Origin of the sequence: Bacillus sp. FDAARGOS_1420 (assembly GCF_019344915.1) — a bacterium.
GTDB lineage: Bacteria > Bacillota > Bacilli > Bacillales > Bacillaceae_G > Bacillus_A > Bacillus_A mycoides.
Map to the genome: position 1 here is coordinate 3,400,868 of NZ_JAHWJB010000002.1, position 25,559 is coordinate 3,426,426.

Below are 25,559 nucleotides of genomic sequence, written 5' to 3' on the forward strand. Positions count from 1 at the left end.
TCCCCCTTATTTGCCAATAAAGAAAAGGCAACTGTATGTATTTTCTTTATATGAGACAGTTGCCTTTTTGTTACATTACTTTAACTCTTCTAGTACTTTTACGATAAAGTTTGTAGAATGAAGAGCTGCTTGATCTAAAAATTGATCAAATGAAACATTTGATTCTTTACCAGCAATATCAGAAAGTGCGCGAATAATAACAAACGGAACTTCATATTGGTGGCATACTTGCGCAACAGCTGCTGCTTCCATTTCTACTGCATAAAGGTCTTCAAATTTATCACGAATTGCTGCAACGCGGTTAGGATCACTCATAAATGAATCACCTGTTGCAATCATACCTTTTACAACTTGAATATTTTCTTCTGCCTGCATACATTTCTCAGCTAATGCAACTAATGCCTCATCAGCTTTAAATCCTGGTGGCATTCCTGGCACTTGACCATATTCGTAGTTAAATGCTGTTACATCTACGTCATGGTGACGAACTTCTGTTGAAATAACTACATCTCCAACATTTAAAGAATGATGGAATCCACCAGCTGAGCCAGTATTAATTACTTTTTCAGGCTTATATTTTTCTAATAAAATTGTCGTTGACATCGCTGCATTTACTTTACCAATACCAGACTTTAGCAAGATTACTTCATGCCCTGCCAATAGTCCTTTCGTAAATTCACAACCTGCAACAGTTTCTGTTTCTGCTTGTTCTAGTTTGTCACGTAAAATACGTACTTCTTCTTCCATTGCTCCAATTACAGCAATTCTCAATCTAATCCCTCTTTCTATTGCTTAGTTGCCTCCATTACCCAAACGAAATGATTTAATCTCGTAAACGTTACGTGGAAGCCATTGTTTTCAAAAATAGATTGCATGATCGGAATACGTGTATAGTATTCTGTTTGCAAATCGTTTGCTAACTGATGAAAACCTCTTTGTTTTGCTACTTCGACAGTTTTATCATATGCATCTTGATCTGCAAATATCGTATCAGCAAACACTATTTTACCACCTTTGTTTAGCAATTGACTATACTTCGCAATTGCTACGTCTTTTTCTTCATCTATTAAATGATGAAATGCGTAAGTGCTCACAATAGTATCGATTGAATTTGGGACTTCAAATGAAAGAAAATCACCCTCTGTAATTGAAAATTCTTTTGGTAATTTCTCTTTTGCAATAGTACGCATTTCGCGTGACGGTTCTATACCGTAAACTGTGCGACCAGCAAGTAATAATTTATTTGTTAAATTGCCAGTACCAACACCAAATTCTAATACGTTGCCAAATGACTTGTTAACTACATCCTCTAAAATGTCCTCATAACGGGCGAAAACTTCTTTATATTGTATATCTTCGCCTTGTACAAATGAGTCGTACGTATGAGCCCATTCATCAAATAAACCATTAAATTCTGTTCCCATAAAAATTCCCCTTTTTCTTATCGGTTTTATCAGTATGATATTCTCTCTTTCTAAAAATGTCAATTGAAATGTGCGTAGTATTTCCTTCTTTTCTTTGTTACACTATAGGTGATTATCATAGGAGAGGGGGCATCTTCGTGTCATTTACCTTTGAAATGTTAGAAGATAAAGTAGAATTTTTCGAGGCTGCAAACTTAGTTTCTCTAGAAAAAAAAATTAACGAACAAATTGATAATAATAAAGCACTTATGCTCGAGGTTCATCATATTTCTCACCAAATGATTATGGATCCTGAAAGCAAAAGACCTTATTATAGTGCGGTTGTTCATTTTAAATTAAAGAAATTACGCTAACTAAAAAAAGAGAGGCTCTTAAGAGCCTCTCTTTTTTTAGTTTAGAGTTTGAACGAGTACTGGTTTCCAGCCCTCATTGTCTACCCAATCAATATTCACATAATATTTTTTTCCACTTTGCTTATCCTGAACATCTCCATAAGCTTGGCTCTTTCCAGTCTTATCTCGACCAACCCAATGAAGCACTAATTGGTTTTCTGGAACTTCGACAGCAGTAGAAATCGCTTTTATCATCTCATTCCAATTTGCTGATCCTTTGTTAAACGTCCCCGCTGGTGATGTACCTTGTTCTGTTCCAACTGGCTTCCAAGAAGGTTTTGTATAAGCATCTTTTGCCTTTGATACAGTTTTTTCAGCTGGTATTTTCTCATTAGCTTTCGCTTCTTCTTCAGCTTTTTTCTTTTCTTCTTCAGCCTTTAGCTTCTCTTCTTCTTCCTTCTTCTTAGCCTCTGTTTTCTCTTTCTCTTGCTCGTTCTTCTTCGTCTCTTCTTTACCTTTTGCTTTCTCAGCTTTATTTTCTTTTGTTGTTTGCTGAGCTACCTTTTTATCATTAGAAGACGCTTGCTCTTTTGTGTCAGGAACAAACAATTGATATGCTACAATAGCTACTGCTACTAATACAATAGCGATTGCAATATTTAAAACACCGTTTTGACGGCGTTTTTGTTGTTTCTGTTGGAATCTAGATCCTCCTGCCATTCTTCAAACCTCCATGCAGTTTTTCATACTTGCTATTGTAACATTAAATCTAGAAAGGTTGAACATTTACAATAATATTTTCACGAAATGAAAACATTTCATAAATAATTGCAAGATTACTTTTCAATTTCTAATTGATGAATTGCCTCTACCATTTCTGCAAAAACTGGTGTGACTACATTTTCATTACTATCTGTTTCTATATCAACTACAACTAAAGCATATCTTGGGTTTTCATATGGAAAATAACCTGCAAACCAGCGATTCACCCTCTCTCCCTTTCCTGTTTGTGCCGTCCCAGATTTTCCAGCGACAGTTAGTGGCAACGAACGGAATGCGGTTCCCGTTCCTTTCTCCATCGTTACAACGGCTCTTAACAACTGTTGTAATTTTTTCATCTTTTCATAAGAAAGCTGTTTCCCATTTAATTTATGATTTTCAAATGTAAAAAAGTCGGTTCCATTTTTATACACTATTTTTTTCACAGCTTTCACTTCCATCTTCTCTCCACCTCTAGCAATTGTCGCCATCATATTCGCTATAGCTAGAGGTGACACACGTACATCTTTTTGTCCGACCATCGTTTGAGCAATCGCTTTTCTACTATCTTTATTTTCTTCGCTTTCCCAAATAATAGCACTCTTTTCTTCTGGCAATTGCTCAAATTCTGGTGTATGAAATACTGAACCTTTCCAACCTACCTTCTCACTTGCTCCTAAGGCCTCTAAATACGTTTCTAATACTCCCCTATCCTTTTGCATTAGTTCATCACCTAATACGGCAAACGTTCGATTACAGCTTCTAGCAAAGCTTTCCTTAAAGTTTAATGACCCCATCATAACTTGTGGAAGATTTTCACCGTATAAATCCGTATTACAGTTAAATGTACGATTAAACCGCACCAAATTCTCATCAATTACTGCTGCTGCAACTACTGTTTTAAAAACAGACCCCGGAAAATGAGGAGTTAACATTTGATTTTCAAGTGTAGATTTATATATCCTCCTATCATTCATCTGTAAAGAAGGCCTACTTACCATTGCTACAACTTCACTATTCTTTATGTCTAGTAATACTAACCCACCTTTTTTTATCCCGTTTTCATCTATAATCTTCTCTGCTCGTCGTTGCAACGTTTTATGTATTGTTGTTTGAATAGTAACTGGATAAAATGGATTTCCTGGTGAAGTGTATTTCGCCTGCTTCCCAAAAATCGGTTCTCCTTGTCGATCCACTTGATATAGTACTTTCGCTTCTCCATCAGTCAGTAAAAATTCATCAAATGATTGTTGCAATCCAGAAATACCAATTGGCGTTTGTTTCGAAGTTTTTTTCATTTCTCCATAACGCTTTTGAAATTCCTGTTCATTCTCTCCCACATCACCAATTAAATGATTTGCCTCCCCCATTTGCTTCAGTCGAACTTCTGCTGCTACAATACCTAAAATATCTAATTGATTTACCTTCTTCATCTGCTCGAGCGTTAATTGAAATGGGGTATTCTCCTTTCGTAATATAAATGCTTGATTCTTATTTTTCATTTGCAGTCTTATCTCTTGTCTCGACACACCAATGATATGCGCAATTTTCTCTAACATGTCATTTTTTATTTGTAAAAATGGAAAAACAATTAAGACTGGATATTCCTCTTCACCAATTTCCTTACCATTTCGATCTGTAAAATGCCCTCTTCCATTATCTACTGTAAGTGACTGTGTTCGTTGCGTAACACTTTTTTCAATCAGATTGATATTTCGGTCAGTAAATGATTCCGTATCTATAATCTGTATTTGGATTAAACGACAAAGTAATAAAAAAATCACACCCATAAAACAAATTAAAACAATTATAATTCTCCGTTTCATTTTCATAAAAAACACCTCGTCTATTGTAGTTTAGACGAGGTGTTTCACCTTTTATACAAATAAAAAATCACTCGTTTTTACACGAGTGATTTTTTACGTTATTTTACAGAGATAATCTCTACTTGCATTTCTCCACCTGGTGTTTGGATTGCTACCTTCTCACCAATTTGCTTACCTAATAAGCTTTTTGCGATTGGAGAATCGTTAGAAATTCTTCCTTCAAATGGATCGGCTTCTGCGCTACCTACGATTATGTACGCTTCTTCGTCTCCACCTGGTAACTCTTTAAATATTACTGTTTTACCTAATGTTACAACTGTAGACTCTTCACCATTGTCTTCAATGATAACCGCATTACGAATCATGTTTTCAAGTTGTGTAATACGTCCTTCTACGAATGCTTGCTCATCTTTCGCTGCATCATACTCAGAGTTCTCTGAAAGATCTCCGAAGCTACGTGCGATCTTAATACGTTCTACAACTTCTTTACGTCTTACTGTTTTTAATTGTTCAACTTCGTTCTCTAGTTTTTGCTTACCCTCTTGCGTCATAGGGTATGTTTTTTCTGTTGCCATGTTTTCCACTCCTTTTATATACCAATCCCCCGAAAAAAAGAGGAGTTCCATATGAAAACTCCTCCGCTTATATAGCGGAGGTTTCTAGCACACGTAGCACTAGTGGAGTTGTCACATACAACCCCTTATTCTCCAATTCTTCCTTATATAAAGAAGGTATGTATGGAAAGTTGATATAAATATGCCCTCACCTATTGGTAGGTGAGGTTTCATGTTTCATTGTATTCGATAAGAAGGGAAAAAATCCCTTCCTATCGTATATCTTTTACTATGCTATTACAAATTTACTTTTTGTTCAAGAATTGTTGCAATTTTTGTAACCATAATATCAATTGCAACATGGTTTTGTCCACCTTCAGGGATAATAATATCCGCGAATTTCTTAGAAGGCTCAATAAATTGATTATGCATTGGACGTACAACGTTTACGTATTGGTCGATAACTGAATCCATTGTACGACCGCGCTCTTCAATATCGCGCTGCATGCGGCGTAAAATACGAAGGTCTGCATCTGTATCAACGAACACCTTAATATCCATTAACTCACAAAGACGTGGGTCTTCTAAAATAAGAATTCCTTCTAAAATGATTACATCTTTCGGCTCAACTGGAATAATTTTTTCTGAACGCGTATGCAATGTATAGTCATATATAGGCTTTTCCACTTGCTCATATGCAAGCAACTGCTGCAAATGGTCAATTAACAAATCATTATCAAACGCTAACGGATGATCGTAATTTGTTTTTAAACGTTCTTCCATTGGTAAATGGCTTTGATCTTTGTAATAATAATCTTGCTCCAAGATTAAAATGGAATGACCTTTAAAATGGTCAAAAATCGCTTTCGTTACACTTGTTTTTCCTGATCCTGAACCACCAGCGATTCCAATTACAACAGGCTTATTCGTCCCCATTCGACTACCACTCTTTCTTATTGAAGTATGTTTTTGCGCATCATATTATTCACATACACTGGTTGATCCACTTTGAATTTCACGATTTGCAACGGATGTCTCGCTGCATCTAATTCGTTTCCATCCTCATCCCAAATTTTCTCCACCGTCTGCGTAAAGTTTTCTATTTCTGGCCCAAAGAACTCCACTTCATGTCCTGGTTTGAAGTGATTACGTTGCTCAAGCGTTACGATGCCCGTTTCTTCATTATAATCTAACACTAAACCAGCAAAATCATACGTTGTTTTCTTACTATGATTTCCAAACATTTGCTCTTGATGTCCTGGAACCCCTTCAAAGAATGCAGGAGCTGTATCACGATTTGCACATTTATCAAGTTCATCTAACCATTCTTGTTTAAACTCAAAGTTATCCGGATCCGCACAATACGCATCAATTACTTTACGATATACAGTTGCTACAGTCGCTACGTAATGGATAGATTTCATACGTCCTTCAACTTTTAAGCTATCAATTCCAATTTCAATCATTTTCGGAATTGATAAGATTAAATTTAAATCTTTTGGGCTCATCGCAAAGTGAGCATCTTCTTCTTGGAATAGAGGAAGCTCTTTTGCATCTTTATGTTGTGATACCGTTTGAACTAAATCATAATCCCAGCGGCAAGATTGACAACAACCACCACGGTTAGAGTCACGCGCTGTCATATGGTTACTTAATGTACATCTCCCTGAATACGCGATACACATTGCACCATGGACGAATGCTTCAATTTCAACATCAACTTTTTCTTTAATTTCTTTCATTTCTTCATAGCTTGCTTCACGAGCTAATACAAGACGATGTAAACCTTCTTCTTTCCAATACTGTGCTGCTTTCCAGTTGGATAGTGATTGTTGTGTACTTAAATGCACCTCAACAGAAGGAGCTACACGTTTACATGTCTCAATAATAAGCGGATCGGCAACGATAATTCCCGTTACGCCAGCTTTTTCAATCCCTTTTAAATATTCCTCTAGCCCATCCATATTTTCATTATGTGCAAAAATATTTGTTGTCACGTATATTTTTGCTCCATATTTCTTTGCAAATTCAACGCCTTCTGCCATGTCTTCCAGCGTAAAGTTACCTGCATTAGAACGAAGACCAAATTCTTGTCCACCTAAATATACAGCATCTGCCCCATAATGGATAGCTACTTTTAATTTTTCTAAGTTACCCGCAGGGATTAACAGTTCAGGTTTTTTCACAATAACGCGTTTGCCATCGATCACTCGTGAAATTTCTTGTACAGTCATTTCCTACACCCTCCTCGTTTAGTAAACCGTTTCTTTAAAGAAGAATCCTGTATCTAACGGACGATTTACCGGTTGTATTTCTTCTATCTCTTTAAATAAATCATCTTTCACGTCATAATACGCATCACGATCTTCTACACATAAATCAATCGCCTTACGATATTTCTTCGTCACCTCAATAATGTACTCAGAACTTTTTAGGACACCATCAATTTTTAAGCTATCGACTTCAGCATCGATTAGTTCCTCTAACTCATCGATGAAACAAATATCATTCGGACTCATAATGTGAGTACCATTTTCATCTTCATAAATTGGATATTTGTTATTACGTTCTGGGTCGTATAAGAACATATTCTCTTCATACTTTTTCTTTTCAATGTCGAGATTACGCCCTTGATACTCAAAATAGTTTCCTACTAGTGAACGCTTCGATTGGAACATACAAGTCATACCGTGAATTTGCACTTCAAGTTCCACTTCAGCATTTTCTTTTAATTCAGCAATTTCATCTAAGCTAAGCTCACGAGCTAATACAGCGCGTTTCGCTCCTCTTTGCCCCCAATAGTTACAAGTAAACCAGTTTGTTGCTGTCGTTTCTGTATTCCAGTGAAGTTGCATATTTGGTGCAACTTCACGAACAGCCATTAATACCGCTGGATCTCCGAAAACAATCGCATCTACATTTACCTCATTTAAAAAGGCAACATAGTCCGTTAATTCTTCTATTTTATCATTGTGGAACATCGCATTCATTGCAACGTATACTTTCACACCATTTTCATGTGCAATGTTTACAGCTTGTTTCACATCTTCACGTGAAAACTCTCCTGCCAAACGTAAACCAAACTTTTGTTCACCAACCATTACTGCATCTGCCCCTGCTTTCGCAAGAGGTTCAATATCCGCCACCGCTCTAGGCGTTACTAACAATTCAGGTTTCTTCATACTTTTGTCACCCTCTCTTTTTACTTACAGCCACTCCATCGCCAATTGGGAAAATCGTTGTATCATATCCTTCATGATTCATAAGCCATTCATTGTACGTCTTAATACGACGAATCAAACCACGGGTACGTCTATTTTCAATTTTCTCTTTTGTCGTCACAAGACCATGGTACATAACGTTATCTGAAATAATAACACCACCAGGATTTAATAACGGTTCGTATAAGTCAAAAAAGCGACGATACTGCCCTTTCGCTGCATCAATAAAAATAACATCAAATGTTCCATGTTCTTTCACTTGTTCGCCCGTTTCTAAAGCATCACCGTAAATAACAGAAATACGGTCTGTTACCGAGGAACATTCTATATATTCAAGTGCCTTTTCATATCGTTCACGATTGCGCTCTACTGTCACAATGCGAGAGTTCGGAATAGCTTGCATCATACGAATACTAGAATAACCGATTGCTGTTCCAAGTTCTAAAATACTTTCCGGTCCAACTAAACGTAAAAATTGCAGCATAAATTCCATTCCAAGTCGATCCATAATCGGCACATGGTTTTCAGTTGCATACTCTTCCATTTCAAGAATTAATTTATCTTTTGGATCAATAAATGATAATAGGTACTCGTTAACTGCATCCTCCATAATTGGTCCTCCTTATTTACATGGAGAAGTGCCTCTATGACGCGTCAACCTTTGTCTTTTCACACATAGAATGCAATAAAAATACAAGCCAGTTTCACCCTTAGCTTGTACGTCCCGTTTTGATATTAAAAACGATTCTTCTGCCAGTTTTTAACCCGATATATTTTACCACAAAAAAGAGGGATATGCGACCCTTTTCGCTATCCCTCCCCATTTCACTGTTTTTTCGTAATGTATTTTTGCTTTAATGCATTATGTTCTTCTAATGTTTTCGCATAATACACTTCACCACTTGGTGCAGCTAAGAAATAATAATAATCTGTTTGCGCAGGATCTAACGCTGCTTCCACTGAATGTTTACCAGAGTTTGCAATCGGTCCAACTGGCAACCCTTTCACAACATACGTATTGTACGGTGAGTTTATTTTCAAGTCTTCGTATAATACACGTTGTTTATGCTTCCCAAGCGCGTATAATACCGTCGGATCCGTTTGAAGCGGCATGCCTTTCGCTAAACGATTATAGAAAACACTAGAGATTTTTTGGCGATCAGTAAAGCCAGTAGCCTCTTCTTCAATAAGTGAAGACAACGTGAGAAGTTGATGAACATCCCAGTTCTTCGCTTTCATTTTCGCCTCATTTTGAACAATAATTGCATTTGTTTTCTCAAGCATTGGGATTACAATTTCTTCTAATTTCGTATCCTTTTTATAGAAAGAATACGTTGCTGGATATAAGTATCCTTCTAGTGGATATTTAATGTTGCTATCAAAAATTTTATCTGTTAATAGCTTCGGATACTTTTGCTGCATTTTTTGAATAAATGCTTTATCGTTTAATTGACGCACAACATCATCTTTATTCCACTTTAATTCTGCCGCAATCACTTCAGCAATTTCAGTTACTTGCGCCCCTTCTTTAATCGTCACTTTATAAAGAGCCGGACGATGTACGTTGCCAGATGACATTTGTTCAATGACATCGTTAGCACTCATCGAAGGATTTAATAAATATGTACCTGCTTGTAAGCTTTTCGACTTAAATTTCGTATAAAAACTAAAAACTGTACTGCTTTTCACAGCACCTTTTCCTTCTAAAATCTCACCGATTTTACTTGTAGATGACCCCTTTGGAATCTCTACCTCAATCTCTTTTTTATTTCCACTATCAACTGGCCCTAATGCAGATGAAATATACGCATAGACTGATCCACAAACTAAAAGCAGTGCGATAATCGAAATTAAAAAAATGCGTCTACGCTTCTTCTTCACTTGATTCTCTACCAAAATTCTTCCTCCTTATTCAATTGTAGACCGTATACACTTCCTCTATACAATGCCCTACAAACATAAAGCAAAACCAATCATTTCTAAATAATCGGTGACAGCTACTTATTTAAAGCCTTTTTTCATACAACCCGTCTTATTATACTATAAACAATTAAGTAGTTTCGACAAAAAATCTGTCATTTTGCATATGAATACAAAAAAGGCGAACTGTGTACACAGTTCGCCTTTTTATCCATTACTATTCTTCTTCTTGCTCATCAGCAAGAGTGTTAAACATTTCTTGTACCATTTCCCACTCTTCTTCAGATTCAATTGAAAGTAATGTTCCGCCCTCTTCTTCGCTTTGCTCGTATGCCATTGCATCGAAGATTTGGTCTCCATCTTCGTCTACTTCACCGATTGGAGAGAAGACTACGTAAGATTTTTTGCCGAATTTTTCAGCATCAAAAGTGAAAATAATTTCACATAAATGTTCGTTTCCTTTTTCGTCTACAATTGTAATTTGATTTTCTTCCATTTTGGTCACCTCTTATTTACTATCTAAAAATCCTTGTAAGATCACGACTGCAGCCATCTTATCGATTACCTGTTTTCGCTTCTTACGGCTCACATCAGCTGAAATGAGCAGACGTTCCGCTGCCATCGTCGACAAACGCTCGTCCCACATTACAACTTCTAATTGTAACAGATTTCGCAGGTTTTCTGCAAATTGCTGGCACGCTTCACCACGAGGGCCGATTGTACCATTCATATTTTTAGGTAAACCTACTACTATTTTGTCCACATTGTACTGTTTTACCAGCTCAGAAATACGGTCAAAACCAAAGTGGCCTCGTTCTTCGTTAATCCTGATTGTTTCCAGCCCTTGTGCTGTCCAGCCCATCTCATCGCTCATTGCAACACCGACTGTTTTAGTACCAACATCTAAACCTAATATCCGCATAAACTACTCCTCACGATGATGTTTCAAGTAAGACTTCACAAGTTCTTCAATTATCTCATCACGTTCAAGCTTGCGAACGATGCTTCGTGCATCTTTATGGCGAGGTATGTATGCTGGATCTCCACTTAATAAATAACCGACGATTTGGTTAATCGGATTATAACCTTTTTCTTGAAGTGCATCATACACAGTTAAAAGTACATCATTTACATGGACACTCTGTTTTTCATCTTGAATGCTAAACTTCATTGTCTTATCAAAACCGTCCATTTCAAGCACCTCACTTGTAAGTAGTAAGTATAGGGAGAAGAACTTCTCCTCTCCCTACCATTGTACACTACTATCTCTTTATTTTGAAACAGATTTAACGTACTCTTGTACAAACGCTAAAGCTTCCTCTACTTGCGCTGGGTTTTTACCGCCTGCTTGTGCCATATCAGGACGGCCACCACCGCCGCCTCCACAACGAGAAGCTACTTCTTTCACAAGTTTACCCGCATGGTAACCTTGACTAATTAAATCTTTCGTTACGCCAGCTAAAATATTTACTTTATCGTCATTTACAGACGCTAATACAACAACTGCAGACTCTAATTTATTTTTAAGGTCATCCATCATTGTACGTAAGTTGTTCATATCTGCAACATTTACTTTTGCCGCTAATACGTTCACGCCATCAACTGTCATTACTGAATCAGTTAAGTTTCCAGCTTCGATATTGCTTAATTTCGCAGCAAGAGATTCGTTTTCTTTTTGAAGTTGTTTTACTTCAGTAAATAAACCATCAACTCTTGTTAAAATATCTTTCGGATTTGTTTTCATTTTTCCTGCTGCTTCTTTTAATAAACCTACTTGATCGTTCATTAATTCGTATGCAGACTTACCAGTTACCGCCTCAATACGACGAGTTCCTGCACCGATACCAGACTCAGCAACGATTTTGAAAATACCGATAGAAGCTGTGTTATCAACGTGACAACCACCGCAAAGCTCTAAGCTGTAATCGCCTACTTGCACAACGCGTACAACATCACCGTATTTTTCACCGAATAATGCCATTGCGCCCATTTCTTTCGCTTCTTCGATTGCTTTTTGAGAAATCGCAACATCAATACTTTCCCAAATTTTTTCATTTACGATACGCTCAATTTTTTCTAATTCATCAGCTTGTACTTGACCGAAGTGAGAGAAGTCAAAACGTAAACGTTCAGATGTTACAAGAGAACCCGCTTGGTTAACATGCGTTCCCAGTATATCTTTTAATGCTTGGTGCAGTAAGTGAGTTGCTGTATGGTTTTTCACAACGCTACTACGGTTTTTCGTATCGATAAGAGCTTTTACAGCCGCTTCTTTCGTTAATGTACCCTCTTCAACAACAACTTTGTGTAAATTTTGACCATTTGGTGCTTTTTGTACGTCTTTTACAACAACTTTCACGCCGTCAGCAAGAAGGTAACCACGGTCTGCAATTTGCCCACCGCTCTCAGCGTAGAATGGCGTTACATCAAGCATTAATTGTCCTTCTTCACCTGCTTGTAAGCTATCTGTATACTCACCATTTTTCACAAGTGCAACAACGTTACTTTCTGTTGCAACTGTACCGTAACCAACGAATTCGCTCGCTACTTTAACTTCACCAAGTACACCGCCTTGAACTTGCATAGAATCAACGTCTTGACGAGCAGCACGTGCACGCTCACGTTGTTTCTCCATTTCATTTTCAAAGCCCGCTTGATCAACTGTCATACCAGCTTCTTCTGCATATTCTTCTGTTAATTCAATTGGGAAACCGTACGTGTCGTATAGGCGGAACGCATCTACGCCAGAAATAACAGTTGTTTTTTCTTCTTTCGCTTTTGCAATTACTTCAGCTAAAATTGATTCACCATCATGAAGTGTTTCATGGAAACGCTCTTCTTCATTTTTCACAACTTTTGCGATGAAATCTTTCTTTTCAAGTACTTCTGGATAGAAGTCTTTCATTACTTCTCCAACAACCGGTACTAATTCAAACATGAACGGACGGTTGATGTTTAATTTCTTAGAATAACGAACAGCACGGCGTAATAAACGACGTAACACATAACCACGGCCTTCGTTAGATGGAAGAGCACCGTCACCAACAGCGAATGTTACTGTACGGATATGGTCAGCAATTACTTTAAACGCCATATCTTTTTCTAAATCGCCATTGCGATATTTCTCACCAGAAATTGATTCTGTTGCACCAATCATCGGCATGAATAGGTCTGTATCAAAGTTCGTAGGTACATCTTGAACGATAGATGTCATACGCTCTAGACCCATTCCTGTATCGATGTTTTTCTTAGGAAGTGGCGTATATGAACCGTCTGGATTATGGTTAAATTGAGAGAATACAAGGTTCCATACTTCTAAGTAACGCTCGTTTTCTCCGCCCGGATATAATTCTGGGTCACTAAAGTCATTACCGTAAGATTCACCGCGGTCATAGAAAATTTCTGTATTCGGTCCACTTGGTCCTTCACCGATATCCCAGAAGTTTTCTTCTAAACGGATGATGCGTTCTTTTGGAACACCCATTTTCTCATTCCAAATTGTGAATGCTTCTTCATCTTCCGGATGAATTGTAACAGATAGTAATTCTTTATCGAATCCGATCCATTTGTCGCTCGTTAGAAATTCCCAAGCCCAAGTAATTGCTTCTTCTTTGAAGTAATCACCGATTGAGAAGTTCCCTAACATTTCAAAGAATGTATGGTGACGAGCCGTTTTCCCAACGTTTTCAATATCGTTTGTACGAATTGATTTTTGTGCATTTGTAATACGTGGATTTTGTGGGATTACACGACCATCAAAATATTTCTTTAATGTCGCTACACCACTATTAATCCATAGAAGAGATGGATCCTCATGAGGAACTAGTGATGCACTTGGTTCTACTGCATGTCCTTTTTCTTGGAAAAAGTCTAAAAACATTTGACGAATTTGTGCGCCTGTTAGTTGTTTCATTGTATTTTCCTCCTTAAATATAAAAAACTCCCGCCCCTAATAAAAGGGACGAGAGTTAACTCGCGATACCACCCTAATTATGAATTGATTATTATAACAATCAATTCATCACCTCATGGTGCCGTAACGTGGCAAGACGGCAGTGATTAGCTGCTCTCAGGATTAGCTTTCTGTTACCCTTCATTTAAAGCTTCTTTCAGCCATTGGAAGCTTCTCTCTATAAATGGACTGTAACATACTTGTTCCGTCATTGATTTAATGTATTATATGACTAAATATAATAGAATTCTCTTAAGTTTGTCAATGTAGATAATAATAATTATATTGTACTACACACATTTTCGTTAGCTACATAAGCATCTACTTTTCATTTTAAATATCTTCTCTTTTCCAAAGAGGCCTCACATGAACGATCACTGTACGAATAACAGCTAAAATTGGAACCGATATTAGCAATCCTACAATCCCGGCTATCTCTCCTCCAACTAGTAATGCGAGCATAATAATAACGGGATGCATACGAAGCGACTTACCAACGATGTAAGGCGATAAAATGTTACTTTCCAAAAATTGCAAAATAGCAATTGTAATCCCCGCCTTAATGAGTAAACTCGTTGATACCGTTGCCGCAATCATCAACGTGGGAATCGCCCCTAAAATAGGACCAAAGTACGGGATTATATCCGTTACCCCAATAATAATGCCGAGCAGCAATGGATATTTCATACCGATAAACCAAAAAGAAAGAACAGATACTCCCCCTAATACTAAGCAAACAAATAACTGTCCTCGAATATAACTTCCGAGTGACTTATCAATTTCTTTCGCAAGCATTTGACCCGTACTACGCCACTTACTCGGGACTAATTTCCAAAATATATGATAAAACTCACCGTAATCTTTTAATATGTAAAATACAATGAATGGAATTAAGAAAATAATGAGTAACGAATCCAGTACACCACGAGCTGTGCTCATGACTTTATTTAAAAGCGCTTGAATCTTCGTTTCTACACCACCAAAAATTTGTTTCACCTTTTCATGAATAAATGATGGGAAATTCGCTGTTTGTTCTGTAACTCCATCCATCCAAGAATCGTACATTTTTGTAAACTGTGGAAATTGTTCATTAATTTCTTGTAACTGTTTAATAACAACTGGCGTTCCTTTATAAATTCCATAGCCAATTCCACCAAAGAAAAGAATATAAATGAGCAAAATAGCAAGTGTGCGTGGCATTCCTTCCTTATGGATTTTTTCAATTAAAGGGTGTAATAAATAAGCAATAAAACAAGCAATAAAGAACGGTGTGATCGCCACTTTAAATACAAAAATAATCGGTGCCCATAGTGGCTTAATTTTTAAAAAGACGAGCAAACAAAGAAAAACGAGTAACAATAATCCTAAACGATATATCCAAATGATTTTAAGATTCTTCACACGAAAAACCTCCTCCATCTTTATTTTGAAAATAAATAGGTTAGGTTATGTGCAAAAGTTTTAAAATCTTTTTATACAGACCATACTGTTTTTTAAAGACGTACATATATTTAACATAATAAGGACAACCACCCCTGAAAATACAGAATGTCAAAATATAATCAGGAGGGCTCATAATGATCTTATTTATGCTTGCATTATCCGCACTTTTTATGCTTCTTGAATGGATTTGTATCGGGTTTGGTATTTGGAAAGGCTTCTTTATTCGTTCCTCACGAAAGGAAAGAGCGAAGCACTTATGGCATTATGGAATGCTTGGCGTTGGATGCTACGGTTTATCTTATCTCTTCTCTGAAATCGGACTTTTATATTTGCATACAAGCGCATAAAAAAACTCCCTTATCATAAAGGGAGTTTTTTACGCCTTATAAATAAGACTTAATCATCTTACGTGCTTTTTTCACATTGCGTTTTGAGAATACATCTTGTTTGCGAGCATATTGATATGCTGCAGCTCCAACACCTAATGCGATTAATGAATTGCGTAGATTCAAAGTAAATCCCCCTTTTCGTTATCCGATCGTTCTTTCATTATCATCAAATAAATCATCAAGAGAGCTTAATGAACCATCTTCCTCTACTTGATGTGTATGGATTTTCCCCTTTGAAACCGATAATTCAATATAACAATTCCAGCAATAAAATTGGTTGACACCTATTTTTCCGATGTCTTTCCCTTTGCAATTTGGACAACTGAACATATGGCTTTCATCTCCTTACAGTCTCCCAGATTCTATTCGCCATTATGTCCAAACTGCATTCATTTATACATTGCTAGAACCTTTCAACGTTATACGTTTGAAAGGTTCACTATATAATTTCACCTTGTTACATGAAATCATACGGTGAAATGTTTTCCACGTCCATTTCTTCACCATTAACCGTCACCATCTGCACTTCTCCTTGTGATTCTTGCAATCGGCCAGCTAAAGTCGTTTGACGCATTGCATCATCAAGGCGATTTACACCGGATTGAAACGCTGCTTCCTCCCCGCAAATAATAAGGAATTTCTTACTCCTTGTAATACCCGTGTAAATTAAATTACGACGTAACATACGGTTATAGCTTTTTACAATCGGCATAATAACAATCGGAAATTCACTACCTTGTGATTTATGAATCGAGCAGCAATATGCATGTGTAATTTGATTTAAATCTGGCTTTGTATACGTTACTTCAATCCCATCAAATGAAACGATAATCATATCTTGTTGCTCAACGTTTTCTTTCGCATAAAACACCGAAACGATTTCTCCGATATCACCATTAAATACTTGGCTTTCCGGCTGATTGACTAATTGAAGTACTTTATCACCTCTGCGGTATACAACGTCACCGTAGGCAATTTCTTTACTTTTTTCTTTTTTCGGATTGAACACTTCTTGGAGAGCTTCATTTAACACATTAATACCTGCCGGTCCGCGGTACATAGGTGCCAACACTTGTACATCTCTTGCGCTAAACCCTTTCGTCTTCGCGTTTTCACATACTTTTTTTACAACTTCAACAATTTGAGCACCTGCACAGCTGATAAATGAACGATCTTTTTTATTTTGCGCTAAATCTGGTGGAAGTGTTCCGTCTTTTATCGCATGGGCAAGTTGAATAACAGATGACCCTTCCGCTTGACGATAAATTTCTGTAAGCTTGACCGTTGGAACCGCACCTGCATTCAATAAATCTTTTAACACTTGTCCAGGTCCTACAGATGGCAACTGATCTTCATCACCTACAACGATAACTTGAATATTTGTCGGAAGTGACTTGAATAGCTGATTTGCAAGCCAAATATCTACCATCGAAAACTCATCAATAATAAGGAGCTTCCCTTGTACAGGGTCTGTTTCATTGCGCTGAAAAGATCCTTCTGGCGTCCATCCAAGCAGACGATGAATTGTGCAAGCTGGAAGTCCTGTCGATTCACTCATGCGCTTCGCCGCTCTTCCAGTTGGGGCCGTTAATAATATTGGAAATGGATTATCATCACTATATTCATTCGGATTTAATGATACTCCGTGAAGTGACGCATACATTTCAACAATTCCTTTAATAACTGTTGTTTTCCCCGTCCCTGGTCCACCTGTTAATAACATCATCGGCTTATGAAGTGCAGTTTGAACTGCTTCTTGCTGAAGCGGCGCATACTGTACCTTTAGCTGTTCTTCAATTTCTCCTAATGTTTTTAACACTTCTGCTTCAGGGAATGCAGGGGTTTCTTCTTGATTCATAAGACGACGAATTGACTTTACAACGCCTTTCTCAGAATAGAATAAAGAAGCTAAATACACTCGCTCTTCTTCTATAATGACTTTCCCTTCGCTTTGCATCATTTCAACACAGCCTACAATATCTTCCTCAGTCACTCTGCCTTCTTGATTATTTAAAAGTGACATCGTTTCTCTTACAAGCTGACCTTTTTCCATATACACGTGACCGAGTTGTAATGAAATATTCTCTAACGTATAAAAACACCCTGCACGTACACGGTCGTCGTGATTGCCCGTTATTCCGATTGCACGTCCTATATCATCTGCTCTTCCAAATCCAATTCCGTCCACTTCTTCAATAAGTTTATACGGATTATTACGAATCACTTCTAATGTCATCTCTTTATATTGCTGATAAATTTTAATAGAAAGTTTTGTTCCAAAACCGTAACCATTTAAAAAACTCATCACTTTCTCGAGCCCTTGATGCTCAATAATCGTCTCATATATTTCCTGCGCCTTTTGCTTGTTTACAACACCATTTAGCGCATCAGGATCATCCATAATTTTAGAAATCGCATGCTCACCGAGATGGTCCACGATCTTTTCGGCTGTACGCTTTCCAATCCCTTTAAATAAATCGCTCGCTAAATATTGCACCATACCTGCTTTTGTTTGTGGCAGTTCTTTTTTAAACGTTTCAACTAAATATTGTTTTCCATACTTTGGGTGGTCTTTAAAATGACCTGTTAATGTAAACACTTCATCTTCATGCATACGGGGAAAATGACCGTTTATCATTACTTTTTTTTCGTCGTATGTTTCATTCGTTTCAATGACTTTCATACTGACAACGGAATAGAGGTTTTCTTCGTTGTGGAAAATGGTATGAAGAACTTGCGCTTTTATAAATTTTTTCTCTTCCTCAAACAAATCCATTGCATGTTGATTTCCCATATTTCCTCTCCTTTCCGAGTTCTTTTCACTTTAATGAGCAGTACATCCCCCACCTCTTTCACAGTCTTTAGATGAGGGGTAACTGCGCATTAAACTATAATTTCACTTTATTCAGCTTCTTGCTCTAATAAACGAATACCATTACCAGCTAAAAAGTGGTCTGCTTGAATTTCAGTCGCTTTCTTAAATAAAGTAAGAGCTTTCTCGTTATTTTCTTCGAATACGTACGCAACACCTAAATTATAATACGCATCTGCATGCTCTTCATCCATTTCTAATACCTTTTCAAAATAAGGTTTCGCCTCTTGAATATGTTCTAGTCGCGCGAAGCAAAGTCCGCATTGGAAAACAGCTTCTACATCATTTTCATCTAATTCAGTTGCTCTTTGTAAAAATGGCAGCGCAAGACGGTCATTGCCAAGTTGCACATGCGTGATACCTAACATAAATGTTACATCAGCTGATTGTAATCCCGCTTGCATCGCTTGTTCAAATACAGCCTTTGCCTCTGCAAATTGCTCTTGACCGTAATATACATTTCCTAAGCCATAATAAGCAGCCGCAGATTTACCATCTAATTCTAATGCACGTTTATAAAATACAATTGCTCGCTCACTATCACCTAATACATCTAATAAATTCGCAAAGTTAATGTATCCAAGCGCATCTTTCGGATTTTCTTCGATTACTTCTGTGAAATTTTTAGCTGCTTCTTCCCAGTTTCCTTCTTGCATATATTTAATACCTGTTTCAAGTTTGTTTGACATATCCTTCACCTCTACAACAAATTATAACAAAGAATGTATTTTCCAAGCGAACGAAAATTCGCTTTATGTAAAAGAAACCTCTAACCGCTAATCGGCAGAGGCTTCTCGTGTTATCCTAAATAATCTAATTTCTTACCACTATGATATACTTCATCAATTGTAGCGCCGCCTAAGCACTCATCTCCATCATAGAAAACAACTGCTTGGCCTGGCGTAATCGCACGAATTGGCTCATCACAAAGAATACGAACTGTATTTTCATCAACGATTTGAACCGTTACTTTATTGTCTGCTTGACGATAACGGAATTTCGCTGTACACGTAAATTCTTTTTCCTTCGCTTTATTACTTACCCAGCCTACATTCGTAGCAATAACTTCATCACCATATAGAAGTTCGTTATGGAATCCTTGGTCAACATATAAAATGTTTTCTTTCAAGTTTTTCCCAACAGCAAACCACGGATCACCATTACCACCAATACCAAGGCCATGACGTTGTCCAATTGTATAATACATTAAACCATCATGTTTCCCTTTCACTTCACCAGATAATGTTTGCATCACACCTGGTTGCGCCGGTAAATAGTTACTTAAGAAATCTTTAAAGTTACGCTCACCGATGAAGCAAATACCAGTACTATCTTTCTTCGCCGCTGTCGCTAAACCAGCTTCTGTCGCCATTTCGCGAATTTGTGGTTTCTTTAATTCACCTAATGGGAACATTGTTTTTGATAGTTGCTCTTGGCTTAATTGATTTAAGAAATATGTTTGATCTTTATTGTCATCAACGCCGCGAAGCATTTTATATTCGCCGTCCATATAAGCAACGCGTGCATAATGACCTGTTGCTACATAATCAGCACCAAGTGCAATTGCATGCTCTAAAAATGCTTTAAATTTAATTTCTTTGTTACACATTACATCTGGGTTTGGTGTACGACCAGCTCGGTACTCATCTAAAAAGTACGTAAATACTTTATCCCAGTATTGTTTTTCAAAGTTTACTGCATAATACGGAATGCCGATTTGGTTACACACTTCAATTACATCATTGTAATCTTCTGTTGCTGTGCAGACACCATTTGCATCTGTATCATCCCAGTTTTTCATAAAAATTCCGATTACATCATAACCTTGCTCTTTTAATAAAAGAGCTGCTACAGATGAATCGACGCCACCGGACATCCCGATGACAACGCGTGTTTCTTGAGGTAGTTTGTTCATCATGTCACCTCCCATGCTAATTTTGTGTTAATCGCTTCACGATTTTCACTGTTTCGTACGCCGCTTTTTCAATTTGCTCTTTCGTATTTCCAAGTCCGAAACTAAAGCGTACGGATGAACGTATTTGATCGGAGTCTTTTCCGAACATCGCCACTAATACATGTGATGGATCAATCGAACCAGCTGTACAAGCAGAACCACTTGATACTGCAATACCAGCTAAGTCTAGGTTTACAAGAAACGGTTCAATATTCATTCCTGTAAAACTTATATTAAACACATGTGGTAAGCGATATTCCAAGTCTCCGTTTACCTCGAAATGAATGTCCTCATTTTTGAAGACAGATACCATTATATCTTTAAACTCTTCATATTGGGCATTTTTTTGCTCACGAGTTTTTTCAGCTAGCGAAACTGCATGTTGAAGTCCAACAATACTAGGTACATTTTCAGTACCAGCACGACGTTTTCTTTCTTGCTCTCCGCCTATTAATAACGGTTCAAATTTCACATTTGCACCAGCATATAGGAACCCTACACCTTTTGGGCCGTTAATTTTGTGAGCGGAAATCGATAATAAATCAATACCAAACTCTTTCACATCTATTTCTATTAAACCGTAAGCTTGTACAGCATCTGTGTGGAAATAAGCTTGATGCTCTTTTAACAACTTTCCTATTTCCACAATTGGTTGTATTGTCCCTACTTCATTATTCCCGAACATAATAGATACAAGAATCGTCTCTTCCGTTAGTGCCTTTTGTATGTCAGAAACTTGAACACGCCCTGTTTCATCAACAGGTAAATACGTCACTTCAAATCCTTCACGCTCTAACAATTCACACGTATGCAAAATCGCATGATGTTCAATTTGCGTTGTAATAATGTGGTTACCTTTATGACGATTCGCACGCGCTACACCTATAAGCGCTAAATTATCAGCTTCTGTACCACCGCTCGTGAATATAATTTCATTTGGACTCGCGTGAATGCTACGTGCACACACACGTCTCGCCTCATCTACCGCATGGCGCGTTTGACGCCCATAAAAGTGAATACTAGACGGGTTTCCAAATGTTTCTGTCATATATGGAATCATCTTTTCGACCACTTCTGGGTGAGTCGGAGATGTCGCAGCATGATCTAAGTAAATGCGTTCCATTAAATCTCCTTCTTTCCAAATCGTTTCACAAGGAATTAAATGTAAAACATATAGCCCCCGTGATTTTCTTCCTCATAACGTACTAAATCTTCTAAAGTTGTACTATCTAATACTTCTTGCACTGCATCACGAACACGCATCCATAATTGGCGTTGTGCTGGTTCTTCTTCTTCTATCATTTCTACAACACTAATTGGACCCTCTAGTACACGGATTACATCTCCAGCTGTAATGTTGACTGGCTGATCAGATAATACATATCCGCCATATGCACCACGCGTACTCTTTACAAGACGAGCGTTACGAAGTGGTGAAATTAATTGCTCTAAGTAATGCTCAGATAGGTCATGTGCCTGTGCAATTGATTTTAATGAAATTGGGCCTTCACCAAACTTTTTTGCAAGGTCGATCATAATTGTTAAGCCGTAGCGGCCTTTCGTTGAAATCTTCATCTATTTTGCACCTCTTTTCAAATTTTCACTTCTATTGGTTATATCTTATTTATCCCGCCATTTGCGGGCAGTAAAACTCCCACCTCACAATTCGGCTGGAGCAAAGAAGTTAGGTGGGGGATGAACAAAACCCCCACTAATTAAAGTTTCACTTTATAAAAGAACACAATTTAAAATCCTATGAAATTATAGCATAATATAGTATTATAAGAAATTTCAACTTGTGTATCAAAATGATAACATAAAATCACATTGAAAAACTCGGAAATTATTACAATTGAAAGAAAAATAGGAATATTCGTATTCATTTTCCCCACAAAACAGCATCCTATTTCAAATTTCATCAAAAAAAATGATACGATAGAATGAGATTATACATTAAGGGAGAGGGTCAAATGAAACAACCACTCGCACATCGAATGCGCCCTACAAATATTCAAGAAATTATCGGACAACAGCATTTAGTTGGTGAAGGCAAGATTTTATGGCGAATGGTCCAAGCAAATCATTTTCAATCAATGATTTTATACGGTCCTCCAGGCACAGGAAAAACATCAATTGCTAGCGCAATTGCAGGAAGTACTGGAACCCTGTTTCGCCTCTTAAACGCTGTTACTCATAATAAAAAAGATATGGAAGTTGTCGTACAAGAAGCGAAGATGCATCGGCACCTCGTTTTAATTTTGGATGAAGTTCATAGGCTAGATAAAGCGAAGCAAGACTTTCTATTACCCCATTTAGAAAGCGGACTTCTTACTTTAATTGGTGCAACGACAAGCAATCCGTTCCATGCTATTAATTCTGCTATTCGAAGTCGTTGTCAAATCTTCGAATTACACGCATTAACAGAAGATGATATTTTAATTGGCTTAAAACGAGCGCTTGAAGATAAAGAAAAAGGGCTTGGGGAATATGATGTAACTGTTACGGATGAGGCATTACATCACTTTGCAAATGCGTCAGGCGGAGATATGCGCTCAGCTTATAATGCACTTGAACTAGCTGTTTTATCTAGCTTTACAACTGACGACAAAGCCGCGGAAATTACACTTGAAATCGCGGAAGAATGCTTACAGAAAAAGAGTTTTGTTCACGACAAAGGTGGCGATGCTCACTATGACGTTTTATCTGCTTTTCAAAAATCAGTACGCGGAAGTGATGTGAACGCCGCACTTCATTATTTAGCACGTCTTATTGAAGCTGGTGACTTACAAAGCATCGGTAGACGTCTGCTTATTATGGCATATGAAGATATCGGACTTGCTAGCCCACAAGCTGGACAACGTACACTTGCAGCGATTGAATCAGCTGAACGGGTCGGCTTCCCAGAGGCACGCATACCACTTGCAAATGCTGTTATTGAACTTTGTCTATCACCGAAATCAAACTCGGCCTATAAAGCACTCGATGCCGCACTACACGATTTACGTAATGGCCAAACAGGCGATATTCCAAGTCATTTAAAAGATAGTCATTATAAAGGAGCCGAATCGTTAGGAAGGGGCATCGGATATTTATATCCACACGATCACCCAAACGGTTGGGTACAACAACAATACTTACCTGATAAAATTAAAAATAAGCAATATTATAAACCGAAAACGACAGGAAAATTTGAACAAGCACTTTCTACTGTTTATGAAAGATTACAAAGTTCGCATAAAACGAAGAATAAAGGGTAATATAAGCGAAAACGTCACCATTACGGAGGGTTCGCTTATGAAAACACGTCAAGATGCATGGACAAAAGAAGACGATCTCCTTTTAGCAGAAACTGTTTTACGACATATTCGCAGCGGAAGTACACAAATAAAAGCATTCGATGAAGTTGGTGATACATTAAACCGAACTTCAGCAGCTTGTGGCTTTAGATGGAATGCTGAAGTAAGACCATATTATGAAGATGCGGTGCAAATCGCAAAAAAACAACGTAAAGAATTAAAGCGTTCGGAAGCTAAAATAGAAAAAGAGCAGTTCACACAAACTCGGCAGCTCGTAATCGATGCCGAGTTTTCAGAAGATATTGTCCCAAATAAACAAGGTCTTACAATGCAAAATGTCATCTCATTTTTGCAAAACTTGGAGCACAATAACCCTTCACTCGCAAAGTTACAAACTGAAAATGACGTATTACAAGATCAGCTCACTTCCCTGCAAAAAACGAATAATGAACTTGAAGCAAAATTAGCTGTTCTCACAAAAAAACAACAAGCAATCGAAGAAGATTATGCAATGCTTGTTAGAATTATGGATCGTGCTCGAAAACTTGTTTCGGTCGAAGAACAAGAAGAGCAAATTGCTCCGATTTTCAAAACCGATCAAAATGGAAATTTAGATATTATATATTCTGCAGAAAACTAAAAACAGGGATGCCACTTTTTCAACTAAGTGACATCCCTGTTTATTTTCCCTTAGTGAAAAAGCCCCACAGTAAATGTAATTATATTAACGATTCGACATCGATATTTCTTTAAAACATACAAAAAGCATATATCCTAAACGATATATGCTTCCTTTTTATTCTTGCCCTACACGCTTCACTTCTACGTTTTTAATACGCTCACGTACAACGTGACTTGCCATAATTAAACCAGCCACAGATGGTACGAACGCATTTGAAGAAGGTGGTAATTTTGCTTTACGAATTTTTGCATTTTCGTCTGGTACGATTTCTTTACGTACTTCTTCACGAATTACGATTGGGTTTTCGTCAGAGAAGACAACTTTTACACCTTTTTTAATACCATCTTTACGAAGCTTCGTACGAATTACTTTCGCAATTGGATCTGTATGTGTTTTAGAAATGTCCGCAATACGGAAACGAGTTGGGTCCATTTTATTTGCCGCACCCATACATGAGATAATTTTGATTTTACGACGTAAACATTGTTTAATTAAATGAATTTTGAACGTAATCGTATCAGATGCATCTACTACGAAATCTAAACCGTGTTTAAAGAACTCTTCATATGTTTCATCTGTATAAAACATCTCTAGTCCAATTACTTCACACTCTGGATTAATATCTGCAATACGCTCTTTCATTAATTCTACTTTTGAACGTCCTACAGTAGATACTAACGCGTGAATTTGACGGTTTACGTTTGTAATATCTACAACATCTTTGTCAACTAATACAAGACGTCCTACGCCAGAACGTGCTAACGCTTCTGCCGAAAATGATCCTACGCCGCCAATACCTAAAATACCGACTGTACTATTTTTTAATATTTCAAGGCCTTCTTTTCCAAAGGCTAATTCATTACGTGAAAATTGATGTAACATTCAGCTCTACACTCCTATTACAAAAATGGTCTACCATGTATTCTAGCGTTTTT

27 protein-coding genes and 1 other annotated feature are annotated in these 25,559 nt (G+C 37.4%); of the genes, 4 read left to right on the plus strand and 23 right to left on the minus strand.

Translation table 11 applies throughout. The features are described from left to right. Nucleotides 1-75: 75 nt before the first annotated feature. The gene (gene mtnN, locus I6L50_RS27700; protein WP_002015266.1) at nt 76-771 is read right to left on the minus strand and encodes a 5'-methylthioadenosine/S-adenosylhomocysteine nucleosidase; all 696 of its coding nucleotides are present in this window, start codon (nt 769-771) and stop codon (nt 76-78) included. Between the two features lie 14 nt (nt 772-785). Further along, the gene (locus I6L50_RS27705) at nt 786-1,424 is read right to left on the minus strand and encodes a class I SAM-dependent DNA methyltransferase (protein ID WP_219303571.1); all 639 of its coding nucleotides are present in this window, start codon (nt 1,422-1,424) and stop codon (nt 786-788) included. Between the two features lie 137 nt (nt 1,425-1,561). Here I6L50_RS27705 and I6L50_RS27710 point away from each other — a divergent pair, with 137 nt between their 5' ends. Continuing rightward, nucleotides 1,562-1,777 (plus strand): YrzA family protein, encoded by a 216-nt coding sequence (locus I6L50_RS27710; RefSeq protein WP_002015268.1) that lies wholly within the window; start codon nt 1,562-1,564, stop codon nt 1,775-1,777. A 36-nt stretch (nt 1,778-1,813) separates the two neighbouring features. On the opposite strand, the gene I6L50_RS27715 is transcribed toward I6L50_RS27710, so the two are convergent. From I6L50_RS27715 to I6L50_RS27775, 13 genes are all read right to left on the minus strand, one after another. Beyond that, nucleotides 1,814-2,476 carry a YrrS family protein gene (locus I6L50_RS27715; RefSeq protein WP_193662515.1) on the minus strand — a complete coding sequence of 221 codons (663 nt, stop codon included), beginning with the start codon at nt 2,474-2,476 and terminating at the stop codon, nt 1,814-1,816. Nucleotides 2,477-2,592: 116 nt separating this feature from the next. Beyond that, nucleotides 2,593-4,347 carry a peptidoglycan D,D-transpeptidase FtsI family protein gene (locus tag I6L50_RS27720; protein WP_219303572.1) on the minus strand — a complete coding sequence of 585 codons (1,755 nt, stop codon included), beginning with the start codon at nt 4,345-4,347 and terminating at the stop codon, nt 2,593-2,595. 92 nt (nt 4,348-4,439) lie between these two features. Continuing rightward, complete coding sequence (gene greA, locus I6L50_RS27725; protein WP_078213491.1) at nt 4,440-4,916, minus strand: transcription elongation factor GreA; 477 nt, start codon at nt 4,914-4,916, stop codon at nt 4,440-4,442. A 276-nt stretch (nt 4,917-5,192) separates the two neighbouring features. After that, complete coding sequence (udk, locus tag I6L50_RS27730) at nt 5,193-5,831, minus strand: uridine kinase (protein ID WP_002015274.1); 639 nt, start codon at nt 5,829-5,831, stop codon at nt 5,193-5,195. Nucleotides 5,832-5,848: 17 nt separating this feature from the next. Continuing rightward, nucleotides 5,849-7,129, minus strand: coding sequence for a peptidase U32 family protein (locus I6L50_RS27735; protein WP_002015275.1), 1,281 nt, complete (start codon nt 7,127-7,129; stop codon nt 5,849-5,851). A gap of 18 nt (nt 7,130-7,147) precedes the next feature. Next, complete coding sequence (locus I6L50_RS27740; protein ID WP_219303573.1) at nt 7,148-8,077, minus strand: peptidase U32 family protein; 930 nt, start codon at nt 8,075-8,077, stop codon at nt 7,148-7,150. 7 nt (nt 8,078-8,084) lie between these two features. Beyond that, nucleotides 8,085-8,726, minus strand: a complete 642-nt coding sequence (locus I6L50_RS27745; protein ID WP_012261742.1) for an O-methyltransferase — start codon at nt 8,724-8,726, stop codon at nt 8,085-8,087. Nucleotides 8,727-8,941: 215 nt separating this feature from the next. Continuing rightward, nucleotides 8,942-10,012 carry an endolytic transglycosylase MltG gene (gene mltG, locus I6L50_RS27750; protein ID WP_201064347.1) on the minus strand — a complete coding sequence of 357 codons (1,071 nt, stop codon included), beginning with the start codon at nt 10,010-10,012 and terminating at the stop codon, nt 8,942-8,944. 241 nt (nt 10,013-10,253) lie between these two features. Continuing rightward, complete coding sequence (locus tag I6L50_RS27755) at nt 10,254-10,532, minus strand: DUF1292 domain-containing protein (RefSeq protein WP_002034112.1); 279 nt, start codon at nt 10,530-10,532, stop codon at nt 10,254-10,256. A gap of 12 nt (nt 10,533-10,544) precedes the next feature. Continuing rightward, the gene (ruvX, locus tag I6L50_RS27760) at nt 10,545-10,958 is read right to left on the minus strand and encodes a Holliday junction resolvase RuvX (RefSeq protein WP_001221204.1); all 414 of its coding nucleotides are present in this window, start codon (nt 10,956-10,958) and stop codon (nt 10,545-10,547) included. A 3-nt stretch (nt 10,959-10,961) separates the two neighbouring features. Then, nucleotides 10,962-11,228: an IreB family regulatory phosphoprotein gene (locus I6L50_RS27765; RefSeq protein ID WP_000348591.1), complete on the minus strand. Its 267-nt coding sequence runs from the start codon at nt 11,226-11,228 to the stop codon at nt 10,962-10,964. A 78-nt stretch (nt 11,229-11,306) separates the two neighbouring features. Beyond that, nucleotides 11,307-13,949, minus strand: coding sequence for an alanine--tRNA ligase (alaS, locus tag I6L50_RS27770; protein WP_002015283.1), 2,643 nt, complete (start codon nt 13,947-13,949; stop codon nt 11,307-11,309). A gap of 41 nt (nt 13,950-13,990) precedes the next feature. Then, nucleotides 13,991-14,209 (minus strand) — a binding site (T-box leader). Between the two features lie 112 nt (nt 14,210-14,321). Beyond that, nucleotides 14,322-15,407, minus strand: a complete 1,086-nt coding sequence (locus I6L50_RS27775) for an AI-2E family transporter (protein ID WP_219303574.1) — start codon at nt 15,405-15,407, stop codon at nt 14,322-14,324. 158 nt (nt 15,408-15,565) lie between these two features. Here I6L50_RS27775 and I6L50_RS27780 point away from each other — a divergent pair, with 158 nt between their 5' ends. Next, complete coding sequence (locus I6L50_RS27780) at nt 15,566-15,778, plus strand: hypothetical protein (protein WP_002015285.1); 213 nt, start codon at nt 15,566-15,568, stop codon at nt 15,776-15,778. A 36-nt stretch (nt 15,779-15,814) separates the two neighbouring features. On the opposite strand, the gene I6L50_RS27785 is transcribed toward I6L50_RS27780, so the two are convergent. From I6L50_RS27785 to cymR, 7 genes are all read right to left on the minus strand, one after another. Further along, nucleotides 15,815-15,943 carry a YrzQ family protein gene (locus I6L50_RS27785; RefSeq protein WP_002015286.1) on the minus strand — a complete coding sequence of 43 codons (129 nt, stop codon included), beginning with the start codon at nt 15,941-15,943 and terminating at the stop codon, nt 15,815-15,817. Between the two features lie 18 nt (nt 15,944-15,961). Then, nucleotides 15,962-16,150 (minus strand): hypothetical protein, encoded by a 189-nt coding sequence (locus tag I6L50_RS27790; protein WP_002015288.1) that lies wholly within the window; start codon nt 16,148-16,150, stop codon nt 15,962-15,964. Between the two features lie 127 nt (nt 16,151-16,277). After that, a complete protein-coding gene (gene recD2, locus I6L50_RS27795; RefSeq protein ID WP_113935632.1) occupies nt 16,278-18,614 on the minus strand; it encodes an SF1B family DNA helicase RecD2 in 2,337 nt (778 codons plus the stop codon). Nucleotides 18,615-18,721: 107 nt separating this feature from the next. Beyond that, entirely contained in the window at nt 18,722-19,381 is a 660-nt protein-coding gene (locus tag I6L50_RS27800; RefSeq protein ID WP_219303575.1) for a tetratricopeptide repeat protein, read from the minus strand. Nucleotides 19,382-19,491: 110 nt separating this feature from the next. Continuing rightward, complete coding sequence (mnmA, locus tag I6L50_RS27805; RefSeq protein ID WP_002088752.1) at nt 19,492-20,607, minus strand: tRNA 2-thiouridine(34) synthase MnmA; 1,116 nt, start codon at nt 20,605-20,607, stop codon at nt 19,492-19,494. Nucleotides 20,608-20,623: 16 nt separating this feature from the next. Further along, complete coding sequence (locus I6L50_RS27810; RefSeq protein WP_061689583.1) at nt 20,624-21,769, minus strand: cysteine desulfurase family protein; 1,146 nt, start codon at nt 21,767-21,769, stop codon at nt 20,624-20,626. 35 nt (nt 21,770-21,804) lie between these two features. After that, the gene (gene cymR, locus I6L50_RS27815; RefSeq protein ID WP_000704117.1) at nt 21,805-22,221 is read right to left on the minus strand and encodes a cysteine metabolism transcriptional regulator CymR; all 417 of its coding nucleotides are present in this window, start codon (nt 22,219-22,221) and stop codon (nt 21,805-21,807) included. Nucleotides 22,222-22,616: 395 nt separating this feature from the next. Here cymR and I6L50_RS27820 point away from each other — a divergent pair, with 395 nt between their 5' ends. Then, nucleotides 22,617-23,903: a replication-associated recombination protein A gene (locus I6L50_RS27820; protein ID WP_002067244.1), complete on the plus strand. Its 1,287-nt coding sequence runs from the start codon at nt 22,617-22,619 to the stop codon at nt 23,901-23,903. A gap of 37 nt (nt 23,904-23,940) precedes the next feature. After that, entirely contained in the window at nt 23,941-24,582 is a 642-nt protein-coding gene (locus I6L50_RS27825; protein ID WP_219303576.1) for an RsfA family transcriptional regulator, read from the plus strand. 156 nt (nt 24,583-24,738) lie between these two features. Here I6L50_RS27825 and I6L50_RS27830 read toward each other — a convergent pair whose 3' ends face one another. Then, nucleotides 24,739-25,506: a tRNA threonylcarbamoyladenosine dehydratase gene (locus I6L50_RS27830; RefSeq protein ID WP_000903181.1), complete on the minus strand. Its 768-nt coding sequence runs from the start codon at nt 25,504-25,506 to the stop codon at nt 24,739-24,741. Between the last annotated feature and the right edge of the window lie 53 nt (nt 25,507-25,559).

Coding starts and splice junctions, on each gene's coding strand:
- ruvX (WP_001221204.1), bottom strand. CDS start 10,958: ATGCGGATATTAGGTTTAGATGTTGGTACTAAAACAGTCGGTGTTGCA.
- I6L50_RS27745 (WP_012261742.1), bottom strand. CDS start 8,726: ATGGAGGATGCAGTTAACGAGTACCTATTATCATTTATTGATCCAAAA.
- I6L50_RS27820 (WP_002067244.1), top strand. CDS start 22,617: ATGAAACAACCACTCGCACATCGAATGCGCCCTACAAATATTCAAGAA.
- I6L50_RS27715 (WP_193662515.1), bottom strand. CDS start 2,476: ATGGCAGGAGGATCTAGATTCCAACAGAAACAACAAAAACGCCGTCAA.
- I6L50_RS27735 (WP_002015275.1), bottom strand. CDS start 7,129: ATGACTGTACAAGAAATTTCACGAGTGATCGATGGCAAACGCGTTATT.
- I6L50_RS27790 (WP_002015288.1), bottom strand. CDS start 16,150: ATGTTCAGTTGTCCAAATTGCAAAGGGAAAGACATCGGAAAAATAGGT.
- mnmA (WP_002088752.1), bottom strand. CDS start 20,607: ATGAACAAACTACCTCAAGAAACACGCGTTGTCATCGGGATGTCCGGT.
- I6L50_RS27740 (WP_219303573.1), bottom strand. CDS start 8,077: ATGAAGAAACCTGAATTGTTAGTAACGCCTAGAGCGGTGGCGGATATT.
- greA (WP_078213491.1), bottom strand. CDS start 4,916: ATGGCAACAGAAAAAACATACCCTATGACGCAAGAGGGTAAGCAAAAA.
- I6L50_RS27825 (WP_219303576.1), top strand. CDS start 23,941: ATGAAAACACGTCAAGATGCATGGACAAAAGAAGACGATCTCCTTTTA.
- I6L50_RS27810 (WP_061689583.1), bottom strand. CDS start 21,769: ATGGAACGCATTTACTTAGATCATGCTGCGACATCTCCGACTCACCCA.
- I6L50_RS27720 (WP_219303572.1), bottom strand. CDS start 4,347: ATGAAAATGAAACGGAGAATTATAATTGTTTTAATTTGTTTTATGGGT.
- I6L50_RS27830 (WP_000903181.1), bottom strand. CDS start 25,506: ATGTTACATCAATTTTCACGTAATGAATTAGCCTTTGGAAAAGAAGGC.
- alaS (WP_002015283.1), bottom strand. CDS start 13,949: ATGAAACAACTAACAGGCGCACAAATTCGTCAAATGTTTTTAGACTTT.
- cymR (WP_000704117.1), bottom strand. CDS start 22,221: ATGAAGATTTCAACGAAAGGCCGCTACGGCTTAACAATTATGATCGAC.
- I6L50_RS27780 (WP_002015285.1), top strand. CDS start 15,566: ATGATCTTATTTATGCTTGCATTATCCGCACTTTTTATGCTTCTTGAA.
- I6L50_RS27705 (WP_219303571.1), bottom strand. CDS start 1,424: ATGGGAACAGAATTTAATGGTTTATTTGATGAATGGGCTCATACGTAC.
- I6L50_RS27775 (WP_219303574.1), bottom strand. CDS start 15,407: ATGGAGGAGGTTTTTCGTGTGAAGAATCTTAAAATCATTTGGATATAT.
- recD2 (WP_113935632.1), bottom strand. CDS start 18,614: ATGGGAAATCAACATGCAATGGATTTGTTTGAGGAAGAGAAAAAATTT.
- udk (WP_002015274.1), bottom strand. CDS start 5,831: ATGGGGACGAATAAGCCTGTTGTAATTGGAATCGCTGGTGGTTCAGGA.
- I6L50_RS27765 (WP_000348591.1), bottom strand. CDS start 11,228: ATGGACGGTTTTGATAAGACAATGAAGTTTAGCATTCAAGATGAAAAA.
- I6L50_RS27800 (WP_219303575.1), bottom strand. CDS start 19,381: ATGTCAAACAAACTTGAAACAGGTATTAAATATATGCAAGAAGGAAAC.
- I6L50_RS27755 (WP_002034112.1), bottom strand. CDS start 10,532: ATGGAAGAAAATCAAATTACAATTGTAGACGAAAAAGGAAACGAACAT.